This is a genomic window from Paenibacillus sp. BC26, assembly GCF_900116125.1.
GTDB lineage: Bacteria > Bacillota > Bacilli > Paenibacillales > Paenibacillaceae > Paenibacillus_Z > Paenibacillus_Z lignilyticus.
On the sequence record NZ_FPAD01000004.1, the window covers coordinates 455,055 to 477,530 of the forward strand.

Sequence of the window (22,476 nt, forward strand, 5' to 3'; positions counted from 1 at the left end):
GGTCCTTCAGCAGCCATGCCGTCGCGCGTAAAGCGGCTTGTCCCTCTGCTTTCCCCTTATTCCGCGTAACAAATTCCATATATTGACGCTCTCAGATCGGTATGCTACGTTACCCCTATAAAACGTTTTTAGAAGGTGCGAGCGATGAAAAAATCAGACCGCAGCGTCACGATCAAAGATATTGCGCGAGAAGCCGGCGTATCGATTTCCACCGTTTCTTTCGCCTTTAACGGGACCGCCCCTGTCGCACCCGAAACGAAGGAACGCATCTTCGAGGTCATCAAACGGCTGAACTATCAGCCGAACTCGGCTGCCCGCGGCCTTGTCACGCGCAGGACGAACAATATTTGCTTATTTACCCCTCAGCCTGCTTCCGGCTTCTTCTCCTTTGCAGGCAACAGCGTGTTTACCCATCTGCTGCAAGGCATCGGCGAGATTCTGGATCAGAAGGATTACAATCTGCTTATCTCCTGGGATAATCTCGGCCATAAAGCCAAGACACCCAAGCTTATCAAGCTGATGCGCGAGCGTGCCATGGACGGGCTGCTCATCTGCCTGCCCAGCCACGATTCCTCGGTTATCGAGGAGCTGCTCGAGCATCATTTTCCCGTCGTCATCATTGGCAGCAACGGACTGAAGAATCAGGTCAACTCCGTCGACGTCGATAATTACGATATCGCCTATCGCAACGTGCAGCATATGCTTGCGCTCGGGCATACGAGAATCGCCTTCATCAGCCCGGGTCCGCTGGAGTATCTCGTCTGCGAGGATCGGCTGGAAGGCTATCGCGATGCACTTGAAGAGGCGGGAATTCGGTACCGCGAGGAGTATCTGTTTATCGGTGACGAGTATGAAGAAAGCGGCTTCCGCGCCACGGATGCTTTTCTAAGCCTGAAGGAGCCGCCGACTGCCATCGTATCCGGTCGGGACACTCAAGCTGTCGGGGTATGCGAGTATGCCAAGGCGCATGGGATCTCCATCCCCAATGATCTGGCGCTCATCAGCTTCGAGAATTCCGAGCTCGCCGAGAAGCATGGCATTTCATCGGTGACGACAGACCTGTACGAGGTCGGCAAGGAAGGCGCAAGGCTTCTCTATAAACTGCTCACCCGCAAGAAAGAACGCAGCGCTCAGAATATCGTCATCCCCTCGGAGCTCATTATTAGGTCCAGCTGTGGCGGCGCGAATCAGAATATAAACCATTCCGGGAGGTAGGATTTCATATGTTTCAATACGCACGGCCCATTTGGCCGAAAGGGTTAGAGAAGGAAATGAATTGTACCGGCGGCTTCAGAGCTCGGTTTCAAGGGACTACTCATGGAGCTGAACGCCGAATTGTTAGAGTCACGGCTTCCTCCCGTTATCGCGTCTATGTGAATGGCCATTTTTGCGGACATGGCCCGGCGGCAGGACCGCATGGCTATTACCGCGTGGATGAGTGGGAGCTCTCCCCGAATGTTATACAAGAAGGCTTGAACATCGTCGCCGTTGAAGTAGCCGGCTACAATGTGAACAGCTTCTATACGCTTGATCAGCCTTCTTTCGTCCAGGCAGAGGTTGAGATTAATGGCGTTGTCACGGCTGCAACAGGCGATCCGGCGCGAGGCTTCGACGTGTTCGTGCTTCCGGAACGTGTGCAGAAGGTGCAGAGGTACAGCTTCCAGCGTGCTTTTATGGAGGCCTATCAATTGGCTGCACCTGTCCATGAGTGGCGTACGAATATGGATTCGTTCCCCGCTTCTCCTGCGGCTTGGGATGCTGTGGAAGAGAAAAAGCTTCTGCCGCGGCGGGTAAGTTATCCCGACTTCGCGGTGAAAGCTCCGGCTGCAATTGCTGCCTCCGGCACGGTTGCGCAACGCTCAAATGCCGGTACCCCTTGGCGAGATCGTGCGTTGACCGGAATTGGGCCGTTGTTTAAAGGCTTCGAGCTTGGCGAGCTTGCGCTCCTGCCTACCGATGAGCTGGGCGAGTTCGAAACGAGCTTGCGGAGCGAAACCGCTGCAGAGGCGTATGAAGGAAAACCGCTTGCGTTTGGCACACACGACACATCGATTTTTGCTTTTGACCGCAATCTATCCGGGTTTATCGGCATTCAATTCTCTTGTTCGCGTGTCTCGCGCATTGCGATTACATTCGATGAGATTCTCACGAATGGCGATGTCGACCATCTGCGGCTGGAATGCTCGAATATCATCTATCTGACTTGTGAGCCAGGCGCTTATGCATTTGAGTCGATTGAACCGTATACGCTGAAATATATGAAAATCGTAGTTCTGGAGGGTGACTGTCTCCTCTCTGGCTGCTCCTTGCGAGAATACGCAAATCCAGATACGGATCGTGCCGAGTTCAACAGTTCCGATGAGGCGCTGAGTAAGATCTTTGAAGCTGCGCGGGAGTCGTTCCGCCAGAATGCCGTAGATCTTTTCATGGACTGCCCTTCTCGCGAACGAGCAGGCTGGTTGTGCGACAGCTTCTTCACCGCCCGTGTGGAAGCCGATTTGACCGGTCACTCCATCATTGAACACAATTTCCTCGAAAACTTCGCGCTGCCGGAGCTCTTCGCTCCTCTGCCGGAGGGCATGCTGCCTATGTGTTATCCCGCAGATCATTGCAATGGCGAATTCATTCCCAACTGGTCGCTGTGGTTCATTATCCAGCTGGAAGAATTCCGTTTCCGCGGCGGGGATGAGACGCTAATCCGATCTTTGCAGCCGCGAGTGGATGCGCTGCTGCGTTATTTTGAAGGCTTCCATAATGAATTTGGACTGCTGGAGAATTTGGAGAGCTGGGTGTTCATCGAATGGTCGAAGGCAAACAGCTTTGTTAGCGGCATTAATTTCCCTTCCAACATGCTCTATGCCGGAGCTTTAGAAGCGGCAGGAAGATTATATACGAACTCGGACTATCTCGCGCAAGGCGCTGCACTCAAACAAGTCATCCGGGAATTCTCGTTCGATGGGGAGTTCTTTATTGACCAAGCGATTGAGAATGCGGACGACGAAATCGAAATGACCGACAACCGCACCGAAGTGTGCCAATACTACGCAGCCTTCTTCGGGATCGCGGATCCTGAGGAACAGCGCGAGTGGTACGCGAGCCTTGTTCATGATTTCAGCCCAAGCCGCGGTGCGGATGAACCGACAATCGCGGATATCAGCGAGATTCATCCTGCCAATGCGTTTATCGGTTATTATTTGCGCATGGAGCTGTTATCGCAGCTAGGTGCCTCCACACAGCTGCTGGAGGAGATTAAGGCTTTCTTCGGCCGCATGGCGGAGCAAACCGGGACGCTCTGGGAGCATAACCGGACGACGGCCAGCTGCAACCACGGCTTCGCCTCCCATGTCGTTCGCAGTTTGTACCGCGATGCGCTTGGCATCGAGTCGCTCGATCTGAAGCAGAACAAGCTGTCGATCGCCTTCACGGACACGTCGCTGCAATGGTGCAGCGGGAAACTGCCGACGCCGGAAGGGCTTGTTGAACTGGAATGGCGCATCGAGGACGGCGAGCTTCGGTATCGCATCACGGCACCGCCGCAGCTTACGATTGAAGTCCGCAATTTCAGCGGGAAACCGCTTGTCCGTGAGGAGTAGGAGGAACGAGTATGTCGCACTATGAGCAGTTGTATAACGAAATCGGCGATCAACTGGTCATGAGCGATGAGGTCGTGAAGGGCAGCATGTTCGGCGCCAAATGTTTGAAAATCAATAAGAAAGCCTTTGCCATGTTCCACCGTGGCAACATGGTCTTTAAGCTGCCGGCGGACAACGGCGCTGCAGCTCTCGAAGGCGCGGGGACATTCGAGCCGTCCCCCGGCAAAGCGATGAAGGGCTGGATCCAGGTCCCGCCAGACCACGCCGATCAGTGGGAAGAGCTCTCCGGCACCGCGCTGCGCTATGTGCGCTCGCTGACCGAGTAGCGGAAAGAAAGCGGAATTGTATCGAGCTCCGTTTCACAGACATGAACAATCTCTCGCTTCGCTTCGCGGATAGAGCTGCACAAAAAAAGAGGCCGTTATGGGCCTCTTTTTTTATTCGTTTACCGGACCGGGGTTCTTGGAACCGGTCCCTTCGACCGCTTCTTGAAGCCGAAGCTCTCATCGGTCAGCTGCCGAGATAGTCTAGGGCAGCCACTTTATTGTCTATGCTTGATGAACCGAACTTTAACGGTTGCCAGCGTGGCTATTTGATGAAAATAAGCCTATTTGAAACGCTAACGGTTGTGACAGGCGTTATTTGCAGCAAATGGGTCGATTTCCCGTGGAAAACGATCAAATAAGCTCACTGGCAACCGTTAGAAAATAAATAGAGACTATTTAGGCAGAATAGCCTCTGTCACAACCGTTAGAATTGGAATGCGACGTGTGCGCGATGAAATTGCCACAAGAGTTGGAATGCGCCGTGTGACAATCGTTCTTCCTAAAATAAAAAACGAGCCACACCGTGGCTCGTTTTTTATTTATTTCGCGCCCAGCGCGCGCAGGCCAAGTGCCAACGCGCCGCTCAAGCCGGCGTTGTCGCCAAGGCCCGGTGGCACGATGTACTCGTCGATGCCGCCCAGCAAGGCTTCCGCGCTGACGTAACCGTTCAGGTTCTTGCGTACCTCTTCACGGATCAGCGGGAAGAGATGCTCCTGGTGCATAACGCCGCCGCCCAGAATAATGCGCTTCGGCGACATGAGCAGGACCGCGCTCGACACAGCCTGACCGATATAGAAAGCCTCCATCGCCCAAGCCGGATGCTCCGGCGCAAGCTCGCTGCCCTTCACTTTCCAACGGCCCTCAAGCGCAGGACCTGCGGCCATCCCTTCCAAGCAATCGCCATGATACGGGCAGAAGCCTTCGTACGTATCTTCCGGATGGCGACGCGTGAGCACATGTCCGCCCTCCGGATGAACCAAACCATGCACCAGCTTGCCTTCCGCATAGACGCCGACACCGACACCGGTACCGATCGTGTAATACAGGCAGCTGTCCAGTCCGGCAGCCGCGCCCCAAGTGGCTTCGCCCAGTGCAGCTGCGTTTACATCGGTATCCCAGCCAAACGGAACGTCGAACACCTTGCGCAGCTCCGGCAGGAACGGATAGTTGCCCCAGCCCGGCTTCGGCGTTGTCGTCACATAGCCGTATAACGGGCTGGCCGGATCAATGTTAATCGGACCGAACGAGCCGATCCCGATTGCTTCTACTTCTTTCTCGCCGAAATACGCGATCACGTTCGCCAGCGTCTTCTCCGGCTGCTCGGTCGGGAAGCTTACCCGATCCAGAATTTCGCCTTTCTCATTACCGATCCCGCAAACAAATTTCGTGCCGCCGGCTTCCACCGCTCCAATAAGCATGATCCCCAGTTCCTCCCAGTCGTTGTGTCACCATAATTAGTTTGTCTATTATGCAAAATAGCAAAATTACCAAAGAACAGCAAGACTTTGTTCTAGATGATTCCGCTAAGCCAGCCCCATACCGCCTGCAGCGTCAGCCACTGGTTCGACAAGCCCATCCGATTCGTATACGGGGCATGCTCTCGAAAGTAATCCGCATGTTTGCCAATAATCGGTACGCCGCAGGCTCCGGCCGGCCCATGCTTATCCGGCTGCCATACCGGCAGGAAGCCGCGCCGCCCGCGAGCCCAGCCGCCGAAGGTGCCCAGCCGGCTGATCGTATCCACCGCTCGATCGCTAGCCAATTCCGACTCCGCGGTGGCGTGAACGAACAACACCGACTGCCGCAGCTCTTCCGCAATGCGGCATCGCGGCGAGCCAATCATCACAACCGGGCTCGGCGCGCCGCCCTCCTGCTCAAGCAGAAGCTTCGCGGCTTGCACGGCGGCAACGCCGCCGCCGCTGTGGCCGATCAGAATCGTCCGGCCTCCATGCTGCCCGCGGCGAAGCCGGCCGGCCTGAATGTCCGCGACGACTCGCCTCCCGCCGATAGAGCGCTTAGCCCCCTGGGGGCTAAGCCGCATATCACGCCCGATCTCCCAGAGCTGCGGGATAACGTTCCGGCTCCAATCCCCATACGGGAAGAGCAGCTGTGAAGCACATACCTCGTAGCCTTCTCGAGTCAGTATAGCATGCAGCGCCGCGCGAAAGCTCTCCATGAATTGCGGCGCAGTCGCCAGACCGCTAAGCAGATAAAGCGAGATCTCTCCTTTTGCAACAGGAGGATTACTCATGCGTGCTTTCCCCTTTATGCTCGCGTTCGAATTTCATAGCCGCGGCAATCCGCTCCAGGTCGCTCGGATGCGTATCCCGGAACCAGTGCACCAGCGGCGGCGGGTTTATATCGCTTAGCGTAATAACCGCGGTCTTCTGCTGCATCGAGACCGAGCCGTCCGCGCTGCCGAGCAAATCCATCGCATACGCATCGGCTGCGGATTCCGCCCCCCGCGACACGAAATTGCTAACCGGCAGCGAAGCGAAGGACAGAACCGCGATAATCAGCAGCAAGAGCGGCAATGCCGTCATATCGGAGCGGCTGCGAATGCCGAAACGCTCCCCGTACCGGCGAATGCTCCATGTATAGATCCAGCCGCCCACTACAATAACCACAAGCGACGAACCGACGGCACCGAGCGCGCTCCACTCCAAGTGGTGCATCACATAGTGTCCCATCTCATGCGCCATTATGAGCAGAATCTCCTGCTCGGTCAGCTGCTTGAGCGTCGTGTCCCAGAGTACGATGCGCAGCGAGGAGCCGATTCCGGACACATAAGCGTTGATCGCGTTTGTCTTGGTGGACATATCCGCCTCATATACGCGATCAGCCGGGATATCTGCTTTGGCAGCGAGCTCCAGTATCCGTTGCTCCAGCTGCGGATCAGACAGCTCCGTAAAATGATTGTACAGCGGATCAATGACGACCGGCTGCACGTACATCATAAACACCGTGAACGGCACCGAGATCAGCCACAGCTTGAGCCACCATCTGCCCTTGCGCGAGAGAATCCAGAACGCAACCGCAGAGACGGCAAGCAGCGTCACATAGCCGACACCGAAGGCAACCAGCTTATCCCGGATCCACCCCGGCACGGGCTGCGTCGTAATGCCGTACGACTTCGACAAGCTGTAGCCCAGCACGCGAAGCGGCAAATAAAGCAGAAACGATGCCGCGTCCACAAGCAGCACGAAAAGCGGAAAACGTACAACAAGCGGCAGCCCGCGGCGCTCCAGTGCATCCCGCCAATAACGAGCAAGACCGCCGAAGAGCAGAAACAAGTAAATGAGCCATTCCCATGGTCCGCTGATGAAGAAAATCCAATTGCGCATCGCGTTTAACACTGCGCTGTCTTTCAATTGTTCCGCGCTGAAGAATGTCGCCGGATCGCCAGCGGTTCCGACGTAGGCAGCCGGTACATTATTCGGCGATGTAAACCAGACATATACAGCCATCAAGACTGCATAGACGGCTGTTAGCGCGATCCATTTCCATAACCCGGCGAACTTACGCGAAGGCATAGGGATACCACCTGCTTTTCCAATGTTTAGGTTGTCATTATCATAGCACAGAAAAGAAGCCGACTCATCTTGAGCCGGCTTCAACCTATGCAACACATTAATTAGATAACTTCCCGCTCATCGTTATCCGGCAAAGTCGGGAACGGCGCATGCGGTTCCGCTTGATACCAGAAGGTCGTCGAAGCGATATCGCTTTGCTGAGGCAGGTAGCGGCCGCCGGATCGCCAGCCCAAATCTTGAATCGTCACGCGCAGCTCGGATTCGAAGCGAATCGGATCCTGCACATGCCAGCGGTACATTCCGAAACGCTGTTGGCTGCGATAGAGGCCATCCGGCTTAATGACTTGGTGCATCCCGAGGAACGGCGTGGAGTACACGCCATATTGGCCCTGCGGATGCTCCCAGTTCCAAGCGCCGCCGAAATAATCCTCCGTACCTGTTCCGCAGATCGTCGGGTACTCGCTGTCCCCGTCCATGAAGAACTTGATTTCGCCTTCGCCCCACCAGCCGGTATTGTTGACTTGCCACGCAAGATAAGTGCCCACGTAATGGCCTTTACCTTTAACGCCGTCAATTAGGGTATGAACATCCTTGTAAGCGACCGGATTGCTTCTTCTCCACTGAGCATGGAAATACGCCATATCCTCCGGCACTTCCGTAAGGGTGTAGTCGATTTGATAGTACAATACAGCATTCTCGGATGTAGACGTATTCTCCATCGTAAGGCGTGCCGAACCGCGGAATGGCATTTGCCAATAGCTGTTCATACCGCCGGCCGGGTTGACCGCAACCGGGAACGAATTTACATTGCAGCGCTCTTGCCAGCCATTACAGAAGAAATCGCCGACAGGCACTTCCACGGAAGGCGTCTCTTCATTGTCCCAATAAATGCGGAAAATCAAGTTGCGCCACGAACCGGGATGACAGGTAAGCCAAATATGTTGAATCGCACCGGGTCCGGCAATTTCACCCATCGTAAGCGTTTCTCCTGCTGCAATTTGGACCGACGGCGATACCTTCCAGCCTACACCCAAGTCACGCGCGCAGTTTGCACCTGTACCTTCAGCGGCCATGCCGCCCTTACCCGGCTCACCCGTAAAGTTTTCCGGGCTGATCGATCTTGTTACGGCGTTCGACAGTCTCGCTAAGTTTCCAATTCCCAAATCCAAACCATTAAAGTTATACAAGTCGCTGTACACTCCCTACGTTAGAATGAAAACGGTTTACTGTTTGTAACATGGCACCTATGCTACTCCCGCTTGGGACAAACTGTCAACGTTTTTTTGTAAAAAAAAGCAAGTCCACCCAAATGGCGGACCTGCTGTTATTAACGATGCATGAGTGCCTTCTGTTCTTTCCAAAAGGCGTCCCACGCCTTCAGTGTTTCCTTCACCGTTGCTTCCCCGAGGAGCATCTGCTGCTCCGCTTTGGTGGATCGTTTCTCCCATTCCAAGTAGCTTGGATACTGGATCGGCAGTCGATAGTACCTATATTTATCGGGATCATTGGTCATCTCGATTAAAGGCTGATAAGGTCCGGTCATAAAAAAAGGATCCGTAGCAGCAGTCGTATGAATCGGCACCAATCCGTACCGTTTGCCGAAGGAGATGTTTTGCTCCGGGCTCGACAGATACGCAATCAGCTTCCACGCCTCTTCCTTGTGCAGCGATTGTGCGGGAATTCCCCAGCCTGCCGCTCCGACTGTAATTAACGCTTTCCCGTTCGGACCTGTGGGCATCGGAGCCGTAGCCCAAGTGTCCGGCGGCATTTTGGCCTGAAGCGTCTGGATGACATCCGAATCTTGAAGCAGCATCGCCGTCTGACCCGAGGTGAATGCATTAACCTGCTCTTCAAAACCAAAATACAAGGATTCCTCCGGCGAGGCGTTCTTATAGAGCAAGGCAAACAACGAAAGTGCCTGCTCCGCTTCAGGCGACGAATACGCACTCGAGCCGTCCTTGCGGAAGGCGCCGTCATCCTGATCCAACTGATCGCCGTTGTACGTCCGAATCATCGTATCAAAGATCGAATTGGCTCCCTTCGCTCCGCGGAAGGAGAATCCGTAACGGTTCTTGCTGCGATCGGTCAGCTTCACCGCCGTCTCATACAGCTCCTGCCACGTTGTCGGCGGCTTCAGCTTCTGACTGTCGAACCAATCCTTGCGGTAATAGAGCTGCCGTTCATACAAGCCATTGGCCAGAAAATAAATTTGTCCCTCCACGCTGCCCACATTCAGCGGAATATCCGCCACGGTCGAGAAATCCTTCCAATTCGCTGCATATGTATCCAAGGGATCGATATACTGTTTACTCACATAATCGGCAATATTGACATCCCGTACCTCGATCACGTCCAGATCTTGTTTGGCAGCGAGCATCGTTCGAATCGTCTCGTCCGCTTGGTCGAATGGCGGCGAGATCAGTTCCACATGAATCAGCGGGTTCTCCGCCTCGAACGCCGCAAGCTGTTCTTTCAGAATGCCCGTTCGCTGCGGGTTCGTCAAACTCTCCATCATCTTAAGGGTAACCTTCTCCGATGGCGTATTCGCTTGTACCGGCTCGCTCATGAGACTCGCATCTTTCGAATTCGAATTGTTCTTGACGCTGCAGCCTGCGGCCACGGTCAACATCATGAATGCGAAAACAAACGGACGCAGCTTTCTAATAGGATGTACTCCCATAGCTATGGCCTCCTGCCTGCATAACTGACATTTTCGACTAGACGACTCGCGCAGTCCTCCGGCGAGAGAGGGCTGCTGAATATGTATCCCTGAACATCATCGCAATTCAGTTCGCTGAGCAGCTTCACTTGCTCCATCGTCTCGACGCCTTCGGCGGTTACGCTCAAATTCAAGCTGTGCGACATGACGATAATGGCTCCGACAATCGCACGTTCCTTCGGGTTCTCGATCATATCGTCCAAGAAGGACTTGTCCACCTTGAGTCGATGAATGGGGAAGTTCTTCAAATAACTGAGTGAAGAGTAGCCTGTTCCAAAATCATCGATGGATATTTTGACGCCCAGCTCGGACAGCCCCTGCAGCGTAAGAATGACCTTCTCGACATCCTGCATCGCTATAGATTCCGTAATTTCAAGCTCCAGATACTGAGGTTCGAGACCGGTCTGCCGCAAGATGTTCGATACTGTTTCAATAATGCCGTTGTTCTGGAATTGATGAATGGATAAGTTGACGGAAACCTGCACCGCGGGCAATCCGGCATCCTGCCATGCCTTATTCTGCTTGCAGGCTGTATATAGAATCCACTCACCTATCGGAATGATTAGGCGGGAATCCTCGGCAATCGGGATGAATTCAGCCGGTGAAATGAGCCCATGCTCATGATGTCTCCACCTGACCAGTGCCTCGACGCCGGCGATTCGCCCGGTTGCGAGTTCAAATTGCGGCTGATACATCAGCAGCAGCTGCTCTCTCTCCAGCGCCTTGCGCAAATCCCGCTCCAGCGACAGGTTGCCGTACGACTTCTTATCCATCGCGGCATCGTAAAACCTGTGGCTGCTGCGCCCGCTTTCCTTGACGCTGTACATGGCCATATCCGCATTCTTGATGAGCGACTGTCCGTCCTCGCCATGCAGCGGATAAATACTAACGCCGATGCTGGCGGAAACGAACAATTCTTTATCCTGATAATAGATAGGCTGCTGGATAAGCGCCGCGATTTCATAAATAACCGTTTCAACCTCGTCATAATCGCCGATTTGAGGCATCAGCACGAGAAACTCATCTCCGCCAAATCGCGCAATGGTAAAGGCTTTATCGAGCTGCCGCTTCAGCTTGCCCGAAATATCGACAAGCAGCTTATCGCCAGCGCCATGTCCGAACGTATCGTTAATAATCTTGAGTCGGTCTAAATCGATAAACAATACGGCAAAACGCTGCCCCTGCTGCTTGGCAATGCCGATCTCCTTCTCCAAGAGCTCGTTAAACAGCTTGCGATTCGCTAAGTCCGTCAGATGGTCATGATAGGCCATATAGCGGATTCTGGCATCACTTCGCCTGCGTTGGTACAAATAATTGAGCAAATACGTCACGATCGCGATGATAATCACACTTGCGAGCGTTGTATTGCGAATTTTACTTGTATCCTTCACCAGCTCCGAGACCGGAATGACTGCCTCTACCTTCCAATACGCGACGGACAGCCTGCCTGCGACAATGAGCTGCTTTTTACCGTTCACCTTGATCGTAGCGGTGTCGATCGTCGATAAGGATGCATCTTTGTCGATATTGGCCTGGTTCAGAGAAGGAATCGAGTAAACCTGTCCTTCAGTTGCACCATGAGCCGGGCTTAGCAGATGATTGCCGCCATCCAGCAGTACGATCTCGCCGCTGTCGCCGAGCTGTCTCTCGGACAGCGTATCGTTCAGCACATGAGTACTGATTTCGACCATAAGCAGATAGCGTTGTCCGGAGCTCAGCGTCAAACTGCGGCTGATCGCAAACGACGACAAGCCGGACATGTAGCCCGTACTCTTCGTTTCATGCCATGTTGTCCTGCCTCCGGCCAGTGCTTGTTTATACCAGTCTGAATGTATGTAATCGATGCTGGGTACATCAGGGGGATTCGTCGTAATGGCTTTCAGTTTGGAATCCTGAGGCAAGAGGTGAACGGCCGTAATTTCGCCTTTGCTGAAGAAACGGACTGCAATGGTTGTTTTGATGGCATTCGCAGCGGTATAGCGATCCAGCTGGCCGCTGCGGTCGCTGCTGTACTCGGCCAAGTTGGCTAAGATCACGTTGTCTGTAATAAAGTTATAGGTCAGGTCCTCGTAACTCCGTAACATGAGGTTCAATTTATCGACAGACTGCATCACCATCTGCTGCGTCGAGAGCGTCATCTTCTCTTTCAGAATGGACTTGGACTGCGAGTATGAGAAGAAGCTGATTCCGGCGACCAGCAAGGTAGAGCATAATAATATAAACAGAAAGGGCTTGAAATTCGCCTTCAACAAACCCCGCCTCCTCAATCAGCTTCTAGTATGATAGTAAAGCGGTATTTTCGACAAATTTCACCATAAATCGTGCTTTTGGACTAATCTGATACTAATGTACCACACAGTCGTTAGTAAAGTTATTTAGTAACTGTTAGATTTCTATTTTTTCTCAAAAAAAATGAAAAAAACGCCCCTTTCTATGAAGAAAGGAACGTTACTTAAGCAGTCGATACAGGTCATCGACAGACCTCATGGCGTATTCGAAACGGACCGGTTCTCCGCCCTCCAGAAGGACCAGACAAGGCACGCTTGTAATTCGCCATCCGTCTCGCAGAGTCGGCGAGAAATTGATATTCATCGTCCTAATCGGCGTTGTGCTGCCGGCCGCTGCCGCGATTTCGAGCATTCGCAGCCCCAGCTTGCATGTCCCGCAGAGAGGCGTGAAGAAGTAGATCGCTTCCCGCTCCTTCTCCGCTTTGGGTTCTCCCAGCCATTCCTGTTCGGTAATCTCTTGAAAAGCCATATGCCTGCTCCGTTCATCTACCTGTATTCAGCGTAGAACGGACGCTTATTTACGCCCGTAATCCGCTTTAATTTCGCCCCACTGCTTCGTCTGCCACTTCAGCACTTTATTCGAATACGTATTGGTTTGCAGCCACTTGACGGCACGGTCTACCATGCCCCATATTTCTGCCGTTGACGCATCCCTGACAAGCGTCGAGGATACTTCCTTCTGCCTCACCCATTTGAGTGCATTCATCGAATCGCTGTACACCGTCTTATTGCTGCCAAGCTTCTTTAAATAAGCCAGTCCATGCACAATGGCGAGAAACTCTCCGAGATTGTTCGTGCCTTTGGATATCGGGCCTACGGCGAAGATCACTTCGCCTGTTTGCGTATCCACGCCTTTATATTCCACGGGTCCGGGATTACCGTTCGTTCCCACGTCTACGGAGATGCTGTTGTAATCGATCTCTTCGCTTCCCGCTTCCGCTGCGGCGCTCTTTCGTTTAAAGCTCTGCCCGGAGCTGCTTCCGGCGCTTCCGCCGCCTTGTCCCCAGTGCTTCTTCCAGCCGCCTTGATAGGCTTCGTCGGCCGCAGCCCTTGTTTCATAGGACTTGAATTTCGCATCGTCAAACCCGCTTGTTTGAGCCTGGCACTCACTCCAATTGCTGTATACGCCCGGCTTTCTCCCTACCCAAACGACATAAAACTTCTGCTTCGCCACCTACACACCTTCTTTAACCATAGATTCACTGCCATAGACTTTCATTTGATTCCGTCCCTGCTGCTTCGCTTCATAGAGCGCCGTGTCCGCATGACGAACGAGCACTTCTTTATCTGCCCAGGCTGTCGGCGTTATTGCTGCCACGCCTACACTAATCGTAACCGAGCTGCTGACGCGGGAAGCACGGTGCGGAATCGCCAGCTTCATCATGCTGTCGCCCAGCATGCCGCCGATCGCCGCCGCATCTTCCAGGTTCGTCTCCGGCAGCAGAATAATAAATTCCTCTCCGCCATAACGCGCGACCAAACCGCCGTTCGCCAGCGGTAAACGGTTCAGTACACCGGCCACCTGCCGCAAGCAGGTATCCCCTTCTTGATGCCCGTAGCTATCATTATACGCTTTAAAATAGTCGATGTCGCAAAGGATAACCGACAACGGAAGCTCCCCCTGAACGGCCAGCTCCCATTCTTTATCGAACATATCGTCAAAAAACCTGCGGTTGGCGATGCCCGTCAATCCGTCGACATGGGCCAGCTGAGAAAGCAGCTTATTCGATTCCTGCAATTGCCGTTTCTCCAGCTTGCGCTGCGTGATGTCCCGGAAAATAACCATAACGGCAGACTCGCCGTTATATTGCATCCAGGATGCCGTCACTTCGACATCAAACGGCTGCCCATCCAAGCGCAAATAGACGCTCTCGAAAGGCCGCAGGACATCCCTTCTCTCGAGCACTTGCTGGACATGCTTGCTTGCTCTGGTCAAATAATCCGGATGCACGATCGTCGGAAGCGGACGCTCCATTAACTTCTCGAGACTGCCGTCACCCAAATATTGTACGGCCTTCTGATTGGCCAGTACAAGCTTACTGTTCCCGATCACCATAATCGCATCAGGAGACAAATCCACTAAGCGGCGATAGCGGTCTTCACTCTCTTGCGTGTCCTTCTCTGCTTTCTTCCGCTCGGTAATGTCGCTGCCAACGATGATGACTTCCACCGTTCGGCCTTCTTTCTTAATGGGCATGACACTGTTCAGATAGGTATATCCCTTTAGCTCGGATTCATATTGAAACTGTTCGCCTGCCCATGCCCGGTCATAAATGCTTCTAATATAAGCATGCATGCTCTCCGGGAAGATATCCTCCATCGTCTTGCCGATGTCCGCTTGCGTCAGCCCGAGCCTATAGAACAGTTGACCGTCAGCCATCGTGTAACAATACCGGCCGTCGATCTTCTTTATTTTGAACGTAATCCCCTGCTGCTCGCGCAGCAAAGTCGCATATTCCAACTGAAGCGCCTTGAACTGCGCTCCCGCTCTGCGCATCCGAACGTAATAGAAGCGGCCCCATAAGAGAGCCGCTGCAAATGTACCTATGATTGTGGTCGTACCGGTCCAAGTCGTCATGTCTGCGCACCTGCTTGATAGGTTATCAGTCCTCATTCGACAACAATGGTGAATTTCCTCTAGATGTCATGTCGGTAATCGTGTACTCTTCTTACGAACTGAGAGGTAACGTCGAGAGTTTAATCTCGCCTGTCTTGACACTCATAATTAGCGTACGACTTACATGCCCGCCGACTTCTGCCTTAGTTGGCTCTATATTCATACGCTGCAGCATGAGCTGCACTTGCTCCAAGTTGCGGCTTCCAATCCGGAAATAATCCCGCTTCTTCGGCTGTGCGCCTCCGAACAGCTGGATTATCAGGTTGTGCTTGCGGCAGCCAAACTGCTCCACCATCTTGCGAATAAGTAATGGAACGCCCGTTGTGGCAAAATGGCCCGGCCGTCTGACCTCGTCCTTCGCGGAAAGCGGCTGCGGAAGCACAATATGAATTAAGCCCGCTACTTTCTTTACCGGGCAGTAAGCTGTAACCGCCACACAGGTGGATAGGGAGAAGGTTGTGATAGTCTCTACTTGGTTGCCTGAACAAACCCATTCTCCCAATCCAACGACTCTATTCATGCTGACTGACTCCAATCCCCTGTGGCGGTTACATTTGTTTGCTGCTTTGTCAGTATAGCAAGAAAATGTTAGATCTTTTCTAGAATACAAGTGGTATCCCACAAAAGTTTCACTCATACTTTTCAAACTTTTTTAATGATTGAAAAATGCGAGTTGAATAAAGAACAGTACCGCAAACAAATAGAAAATCGGGTGCACGTCCTTGCGCTTGCCGCGCACCAGCTTCAGAATCGGATAGACGATAAAGCCAACGCCGATGCCTGTTGCGATGCTATACGTCAGTGGCATAAGGACGACGATGAGGAATGCGGGGAATGCTTCCTCGATGTCATTCCATTCGATTTTGCGCAGCACATTCAGCATTAAGAAACCAACGATGATCAGCGCGGGCGCCGTAATGGCCGGAATGCCGGCGAGCACGGATACAACCGGCGAGAAGAATAAGGTGACTGCCAGCAGGATGCTAACGACTACAGCCGTAAGGCCCGTTCTGCCGCCGATCGCAACGCCTGCGCTGGATTCGATATAAGCAGAGGTCGGACTCGTTCCAAGCAGTGCGCCGACCGTTGTACCGGCAGCATCAGCCAGCAATGCCCCTTGGGAACGGGGGAATTTATTATCTTTTAACAAATTGGCCTGCTCGGCCACACCCAGCATGGTGCCTGTTGTATCGAACAACGTGATCAGCAGGAAGGTGAAGATGACCGAATAGAGTCCTTTCGTAAACACACTGCCAATATCCAGCTGGAAAGCTGTTGCAGACAGTCCGCTCGGCATCGAAACAATGGCATCGGGGAAGTGCATCTGTCCGGTTATCAACGCAATGATGGCTGTAAGGATCATGCCTATAAACAGAAACCCGCGTACGCGGTAAGCCATTAGAATAAGAGAAATAACAAGGCCAACTATAGTAAGCAGCGTCATCGGTGCAGAGAGATCGCCGAGCGTCAGCAGCGTTGCCGGAGAGTCCACGATGATTTTCGCATTTTGCAAGCCGATGAATGTAATGAACAAGCCGATTCCCGCCGTGATGGCATGCTTCAAACTTGTAGGAATCGCATCCAGCAGCGCGTAACGGAACGAAGTAAGCGACAGCAGCACGAACAGAACGCCCGCGACAAACACAGCTCCCAGCGCAACCTGCCACGATATCCCGCTTCCCCCTACAACACTGAATGCAAAATAAGCGTTTAACCCCATACCCGGCGCAATGACGATCGGATAATTCGAGAATACGCCCATAATTAACGTCGCGACGATACTGGCCAGCACCGTAGCGATGAATACGCCATGGAAATCCATGCCCGCTTCGCTCAGAATACCCGGGTTTACGATAACGATATAAACCATCGTCAGAAAAGTAGTGATCCCCGCCATGACTTCCGTTGACACGGTGGTTCCGCGTTCTTGCAGCTTAAACAGTTTGTCCATGTCTTGCAGCGCCTCCTGTAAACCTTGTTGACCTAGCTTCCCCCAAATAAAAAAAACCTAACCTGCAAGCATAGGGAGGGTCATAGATACACGTACCCCTATGCTCGTAGTTAGGATTCTTTGGCTCCTTGTAGAAACCCTCAAACCATATTGTTGAGGATATACGAACGATTGCTTATTGTTTAATTGGGTAAATCCTTTACTAGGTTAATGCTATTAGCTGGCGCTGTCAATGAAAATATGCGATTTTCGATGGTTAGAAGCGAACTATTAATCCAATCGCATGTGGATTGTTCGGGTTTTTGAATGTGTCTATTTCTTTTAAAGGAATATAGCCTCTGTTCGCCTTTGTGTGAATCGAAACCTGATATAATAGAATGCAGTTTATGAATTTACGTGCAGGAGACGCCAATTATGACGATGAAACTCCCTTTCTCCATCGATGACGCCGCTTGGACCGCGCTCGTCGCGCAGGTGGGTACCCATTTCGACGACCTCACGATCAAACGAGGCTTTCAATATTATAAGCAGGACCGGGTTCACACCGCCATCATGACTGAACCTACGATAGTAGAAGCTGCCGTGGACGGCTCCGAAATGTACGATGTGATTCTGAATCTCCAACATGTTCGGGACAGCGAATGCTCTTGTCCCGTTAAATCGCGCGGCTGTAAGCATGTGATTGCCGTGCTGCTCTATTACGCCGCTATGCAAGGGCGTTCCGTGCATGCCATTGTGAATGCTCGCTCGGCGGCGGTTGCGAGTGCGAATACGGCTGCTAAGGGGGCTAAGGTTGGTGCTAAGGCTCAAGTGGCAGCTCGCCCCGCAGCACTTAGTGCGGATGAGCTCACCGCGCTGAGCATTGCCGAGTGGCACTCGCGGTTTGGCAGGACGTTAGGCCCTTTCAACCACAGCCCCCGCTTCTTGCAGGAAGCGAAGGAAATGCTTGCGGGCATCCACAGCATGAAGCCGCCTCTCACCTTGGTGCCGGAGCAGCTGTTTAACCTGCATGCTTATTTGTTTGTGCTGGAAAAGCTGGTGAAGCCAGCCCAGGAGGATTGGCGCCATTCCGGCCATTTCATGGGGTATCATACGCAGCTTGCGATGGATGAGCTGCTCGAATCTGCGCTTCGCTGCCTCGCTGAACCGCTGCCGATTGGCCCGGAGTCTGACTACTGGCCGCGCGTGAAGGAAACGCTGGCTTATTTGCGGGCGCATATGCTGAGGGAAGACCGCAGCTTGAACTGTTTTGCCAAGCTGTATCAGGTGTATTGGATGAAGCGGATCCGGCCGAACCTGGACGGCGGCACCGAGCTGGTGCAAGATGAATTGACCGAGCTGCAGCAGGCCGAGGATGTGCATGGGCAGCATCTGTCCCGCGTGCCTTGGATGCTGGCGCAATGTTTGCTGTTCTTCGAGCTGCACCGGGACGAGGACGCTTGGGCGCTGCTCAAAGCAGAAGGCAAACGAGCGTCTCTGCAGCCGGGGCAAGTGGATCCGTTATTAGAAGCGCTCGTACAGGCTGAGGCATGGCCAAGGCTCGTGAGCTGGCTGGAGCAGGTCGGTCCGATGCTAAGCCGTTATCGCAGCGATGACTTCAATTCCTATGGCGGCTATTGGGAGACTGCGCTGACGCATGTTCAAGATGCCGAGCCGCGGATGTGGGCGACGCTTGGCGCCATGCTCCCCTATTCCCGCCATCTCTACGAGGATGCATTGCTGTCCTACGGTAGATGGCAGCAATGGATGGATTTTCAAATCAGCTCGGGTAAAGAGCCGCTCGAGTTTAAGGTTGGCGTATTGAAGCCCATCGAGAAAGATGCGCCTGAGCTGCTGCTTCCTTTCTACCATCAAGCTGTTGAACGCTATGTTCTGCTGAAGAACAGAGACAGCTATAAGGCTGCGGTGAAACTGTTGAAACGTCTGAATAAGCTCTATAAGAAAACCAAGCAGGACGCGCGCTGGGACGTCTTCATCAGCGCGTTTACCGCTCGCCACAGCCGCCTTCGCGCGCTGCAAGAAGAGCTTCGGAAGGGAGGACTGCTGTCATGAGCGCATACACGGAGACCCTTTCAATTCAAGTCAGCTTGACTTCGCATGGCGATGCGCTCATTCACGGTACGGTACCCGGCTTCCTTGTGACCGGCGTCTATGTGAAGCATCGGTTATTCGCATGGCATGAGCCCTCCTTCTACGGAACGGAGCTCGAGATTGAGAAGGTCCGGGACATGGAGTTTGTCGTGCTCCCTTCGGAGCATGTCATTCCTTTCTTTGGCGAACGCCGACTGCTGGAGCATTTGGAGTGGACTTGGGAAAATGACGCGGCCACGCTGATAGCGCTCGCCCCTATTCTCGCTGCGTGTTTGAAGGAGCGAAAATTCGCGCCGAGCTTCGACGCTTATCGGAGCGGCAAGCTGCAGTGGATCTGGGACGAGGCGCAGCTGGATGCCGAGGCGGTTGGATTGCTTCGGCAGCATGGACTGCTGGCCGAAGCCGGTGAAAGTGCGGGTGCGGGTGGAGAAAGCGAGGATGATGCTTTCTTCGCCGGCTTGCGCGCCGCGTTCTCGGGGGCCGTCTTCGCGCGTTATTATGGCACGGAAGAAACCGCCGCCGATCTGCGCCGCGACTTCCCGATGCTCTTCGCGAAGGATCGTGCATCGGCCGTCGCCGGCATGGATGCGCAAGCCTGGCTGGTCGCGGCCGGCTGGAAGGCCGATACGTCGCCGTTCCGGCCCTTGCTGCAGCTGCTTGAGCCGGAAGAAGGCGAAGAGGACTGGCAGCTTGCGCTCGTGCTGCAAGATAAACGCGAGCCTTCGCTTCTTGTCCCGCTGCGGCTGACGAGGGACGGTTCGGCGCTGGGCTCGTGGCCGACCTCGTGGACGCCGCATGTGCGGGAGCGTTCGTCCGCTTGGCTGACGCATCTGCAGGCAAGCTTGCCTGCGGAACGGCTTGCCGGCGGCGACGACGATGTCCTGAACTGCCCGCTGACCGATGATGCCGCATGGCAGTTCTTGACCGAGGGCAGCCAGCGGCTTCTCGCAGCGGGCTGGCAAGTGCTGCTTCCCGCCTGGTGGGAAGCAGCCAGCCGCAAGAAGCCGCGACTGCGGGCGAAGGTTCGCCCCGGCGCCGGCGGCGATCGAACCAGCGGCGGCGGTTCGCTGTTCGGGCTTGATTCGCTCGTTGATTTCGACTGGCGGATTGCGATCGGGGATACCGATCTGACCGAGGCAGAATTCGCGGAGCTGGTTGCCCGCGGCGAACGGCTCGTCCGCTTCCGGGGCCGCTGGGTGCCGCTGGACCCCGTGCTTCTCGCGCAAATTCGCAAGGCGATGGCAAGCGTGGATCGCAGCAGCGGCTTGTCTTTTCAAGATATTATGCAGCTGCATTTGCTTGGGAACGGCGCGGACGGTGCGGGTGACGGATCGGCCGATAGGGATGGTGCCGGCGGCGAGGCAGATCCAGGCCGTATTCACCTTGAGGTCGAGCTCAATGAGCATCTGACCAAGCTCATGGCGCAGCTCACGCAGCAGACGGAATGGCCTTCAGTTCCGGTGCCTGCTGATTTGCAGGCGGAGCTGCGCAGCTATCAGCGGGATGGTTTTGCATGGCTCGCCTTCCTGCGCCGCTTCGGACTCGGGGCTTGCCTCGCCGACGATATGGGACTTGGCAAAACCGTGCAGTTCATCACGTACCTTCTGCATGTGAAGGAGTTGGCTGAACATGGCGATGGCGGAAGCGCTGGGGCGGTGCCGTCTCTGCTTATTTGTCCGACCTCCGTGCTCGGCAACTGGCAGAAGGAGCTCAAGCGTTTCGCACCTTCGCTGCGCATCATGCTTCATTACGGAAGCAGGCGGCAGAGCGGTGAAGCTTTCCTCGCGGAGGCGAAGGAAGCCGATCTTGTGCTCACCTCGTTTGCGACAGCGGCGCTGGATCAAGACACGATCAGCGGGTTGCACTGGTCAGCCATCTGCCTGGACGAGGCCCAGAACATTAAGAACGCCGGAACCAAACAATCCGTGGCCGTCCGCAGCTTCCCTGCCCGTCACCGCATTGCGCTGACCGGTACGCCGATTGAGAATCGACTGTCCGAGCTATGGTCGATCTATGATTTTATCAATCCGGGTTATCTCGGCAGCTCGCGCGCCTTCAACGAACAGTTCAGCCAAGCCATTGAGAAGGCGCGCGATGAGGAACGCACGCAGGATTTGCAGAAGCTGGTCAAGCCGTTCATGCTTCGCCGGAAGAAGAAGGATCCTGCGATTCAGCTCGATCTGCCGGATAAGAACGAGATGAAAACCTACATCAATCTCACCGCGGAGCAAGGCGCGCTCTATGATCAGACGGTTAATCAGCTGATGGAGAAGATGCAGTCGCTGGAGGGCATCGAACGCAAAGGTGCCATACTTGCTGCGCTTACCCAGCTCAAGCAGCTGTGTGATCACCCGATGCTGCTCACGAAAGAGCCAATTCCGGAGCCGGACGATGATGGGTTGTTGGCAACGGAGCCCTTAATCGGCCGCTCGGCTAAGTTTGAGCGATTGCTGGCGATGGTAAGGGAGCTGCGCGAGGAAGGCGAGCGCTGTTTGATTTTCACGCAGTATATTGGAATGGGGCAAATGCTGCAGCAGGTGCTGGGGCAGGAGTTGCAGGAGCCGGTGCTCTATCTGCACGGCGGAACGTCCAAGACGGGCCGCGACCGGATGATCGAGCAGTTCCAGTCGCAGACGCTGCCGGCTGCGGAACAGCCGAATGTGTTCGTGTTGTCCATCAAAGCGGGAGGTGTCGGGCTGAATTTGACGGCGGCGAACCATGTGTTCCATTTTGACAGGTGGTGGAATCCCGCCGTGGAGAACCAGGCCACCGACCGGGCTTACCGGATGGGCCAGACGCGCGATGTGCAGGTGCATAAGTTCATCTCGCTCGGCACGCTGGAGGAACGCATCGATGAAATGCTCGAGAGCAAGCAGCAGCTGAGCGACAACGTCATCACCAGCTCCGAGGGCTGGATCACCGAGCTGTCGACCGACGCGCTGAAGGACCTGTTCACCCTGCGTCGCGATTGGATGGTCGGGTAGCAGGTTCGCGATAATAGGCTTTCTCAAAATTGCCGCAGCAGGCGGCTTTTGAGAAAGCCTTTTTGTCGTTTGCGCGAATGTGTCGGCATTGATGCTACACCCTCATACCATACCGGATTATCACCTCGGTGAATTCGCGTTTCAAAAATTCTAACGAATCGTAGAAGCCTTATTTACGCTAAATTAGCGCCTCAATAATTCTAACGAATCGTAGGAGCCTTATTTGGGGAAATTGGAGCGATATTGAGCAGTAATCCCCCAAATAAGACCTGTAGGATTCGTTAGATTTTCAAAAGCAGTTATTCCACTCAAATAAGCCCTCTAGGATTCGTTAGAGTGAAATGCTTGTTGCGGGGGCATCGCCGATTGGCTAG

General features: G+C 54.1%; 16 protein-coding genes and 1 riboswitch. Of the genes, 5 read left to right on the forward strand and 11 right to left on the reverse strand.

What is annotated here, in order from left to right; all coding sequences use genetic code 11:
• Window positions 1-144 precede the first annotated feature (144 nt).
• From BM412_RS25520 to BM412_RS25530, 3 genes are read left to right on the forward strand one after another with little or no spacing between them, the layout of a single operon-like run.
• Entirely contained in the window at window positions 145-1,215 is a 1,071-nt protein-coding gene (locus BM412_RS25520) for a LacI family DNA-binding transcriptional regulator (protein WP_091224510.1), read from the forward strand.
• Window positions 1,216-1,223: 8 nt separating this feature from the next.
• Complete coding sequence (locus BM412_RS25525) at window positions 1,224-3,593, forward strand: alpha-L-rhamnosidase-related protein (protein ID WP_091224512.1); 2,370 nt, start codon at window positions 1,224-1,226, stop codon at window positions 3,591-3,593.
• Between the two features lie 11 nt (window positions 3,594-3,604).
• Window positions 3,605-3,919 (forward strand): TfoX/Sxy family protein, encoded by a 315-nt coding sequence (locus BM412_RS25530; protein WP_091224514.1) that lies wholly within the window; start codon window positions 3,605-3,607, stop codon window positions 3,917-3,919.
• Window positions 3,920-4,458: 539 nt separating this feature from the next.
• On the opposite strand, the gene BM412_RS25535 is transcribed toward BM412_RS25530, so the two are convergent.
• From BM412_RS25535 to BM412_RS25585, 11 genes are all read right to left on the reverse strand, one after another.
• Window positions 4,459-5,337: an ROK family protein gene (locus BM412_RS25535; protein ID WP_091224515.1), complete on the reverse strand. Its 879-nt coding sequence runs from the start codon at window positions 5,335-5,337 to the stop codon at window positions 4,459-4,461.
• Between the two features lie 92 nt (window positions 5,338-5,429).
• Window positions 5,430-6,170 carry an alpha/beta hydrolase family protein gene (locus tag BM412_RS25540; RefSeq protein WP_091224517.1) on the reverse strand — a complete coding sequence of 247 codons (741 nt, stop codon included), beginning with the start codon at window positions 6,168-6,170 and terminating at the stop codon, window positions 5,430-5,432.
• Window positions 6,163-7,452, reverse strand: a complete 1,290-nt coding sequence (locus BM412_RS25545) for a M48 family metallopeptidase (RefSeq protein WP_091224519.1) — start codon at window positions 7,450-7,452, stop codon at window positions 6,163-6,165. Before BM412_RS25545 ends, BM412_RS25540 begins: the two co-directional genes overlap by 8 nt.
• A 101-nt stretch (window positions 7,453-7,553) precedes the next feature.
• Window positions 7,554-8,639: a glycoside hydrolase family 172 protein gene (locus BM412_RS25550; RefSeq protein WP_091224520.1), complete on the reverse strand. Its 1,086-nt coding sequence runs from the start codon at window positions 8,637-8,639 to the stop codon at window positions 7,554-7,556.
• Between the two features lie 140 nt (window positions 8,640-8,779).
• Window positions 8,780-10,132 (reverse strand): ABC transporter substrate-binding protein, encoded by a 1,353-nt coding sequence (locus tag BM412_RS25555; RefSeq protein ID WP_091224521.1) that lies wholly within the window; start codon window positions 10,130-10,132, stop codon window positions 8,780-8,782.
• A gap of 2 nt (window positions 10,133-10,134) precedes the next feature.
• Window positions 10,135-12,420 (reverse strand): bifunctional diguanylate cyclase/phosphodiesterase, encoded by a 2,286-nt coding sequence (locus BM412_RS25560; RefSeq protein ID WP_091224522.1) that lies wholly within the window; start codon window positions 12,418-12,420, stop codon window positions 10,135-10,137.
• A 199-nt stretch (window positions 12,421-12,619) separates the two neighbouring features.
• Window positions 12,620-12,928: a thioredoxin family protein gene (locus BM412_RS25565; protein WP_091224523.1), complete on the reverse strand. Its 309-nt coding sequence runs from the start codon at window positions 12,926-12,928 to the stop codon at window positions 12,620-12,622.
• A 45-nt stretch (window positions 12,929-12,973) separates the two neighbouring features.
• The gene (gene rnhA / locus BM412_RS25570; RefSeq protein ID WP_091224524.1) at window positions 12,974-13,633 is read right to left on the reverse strand and encodes a ribonuclease H; all 660 of its coding nucleotides are present in this window, start codon (window positions 13,631-13,633) and stop codon (window positions 12,974-12,976) included.
• Window positions 13,634-15,037 carry a sensor domain-containing diguanylate cyclase gene (locus BM412_RS25575; protein ID WP_177246086.1) on the reverse strand — a complete coding sequence of 468 codons (1,404 nt, stop codon included), beginning with the start codon at window positions 15,035-15,037 and terminating at the stop codon, window positions 13,634-13,636.
• 91 nt (window positions 15,038-15,128) lie between these two features.
• The gene (locus BM412_RS25580; RefSeq protein ID WP_177246087.1) at window positions 15,129-15,596 is read right to left on the reverse strand and encodes a chemotaxis protein CheD; all 468 of its coding nucleotides are present in this window, start codon (window positions 15,594-15,596) and stop codon (window positions 15,129-15,131) included.
• Window positions 15,597-15,728: 132 nt separating this feature from the next.
• Entirely contained in the window at window positions 15,729-17,027 is a 1,299-nt protein-coding gene (locus tag BM412_RS25585) for an NCS2 family permease (RefSeq protein ID WP_091224527.1), read from the reverse strand.
• 87 nt (window positions 17,028-17,114) lie between these two features.
• Window positions 17,115-17,214, reverse strand: a riboswitch (purine riboswitch).
• A 227-nt stretch (window positions 17,215-17,441) separates the two neighbouring features.
• Between BM412_RS25585 and BM412_RS25590 the strand changes: the two genes are divergently transcribed.
• Window positions 17,442-19,079, forward strand: coding sequence for an SWIM zinc finger family protein (locus tag BM412_RS25590; protein ID WP_091224528.1), 1,638 nt, complete (start codon window positions 17,442-17,444; stop codon window positions 19,077-19,079).
• A complete protein-coding gene (locus tag BM412_RS25595; protein WP_091224529.1) occupies window positions 19,076-22,102 on the forward strand; it encodes a DEAD/DEAH box helicase in 3,027 nt (1,008 codons plus the stop codon). Before BM412_RS25590 ends, BM412_RS25595 begins: the two co-directional genes overlap by 4 nt.
• Window positions 22,103-22,476 lie beyond the last annotated feature (374 nt).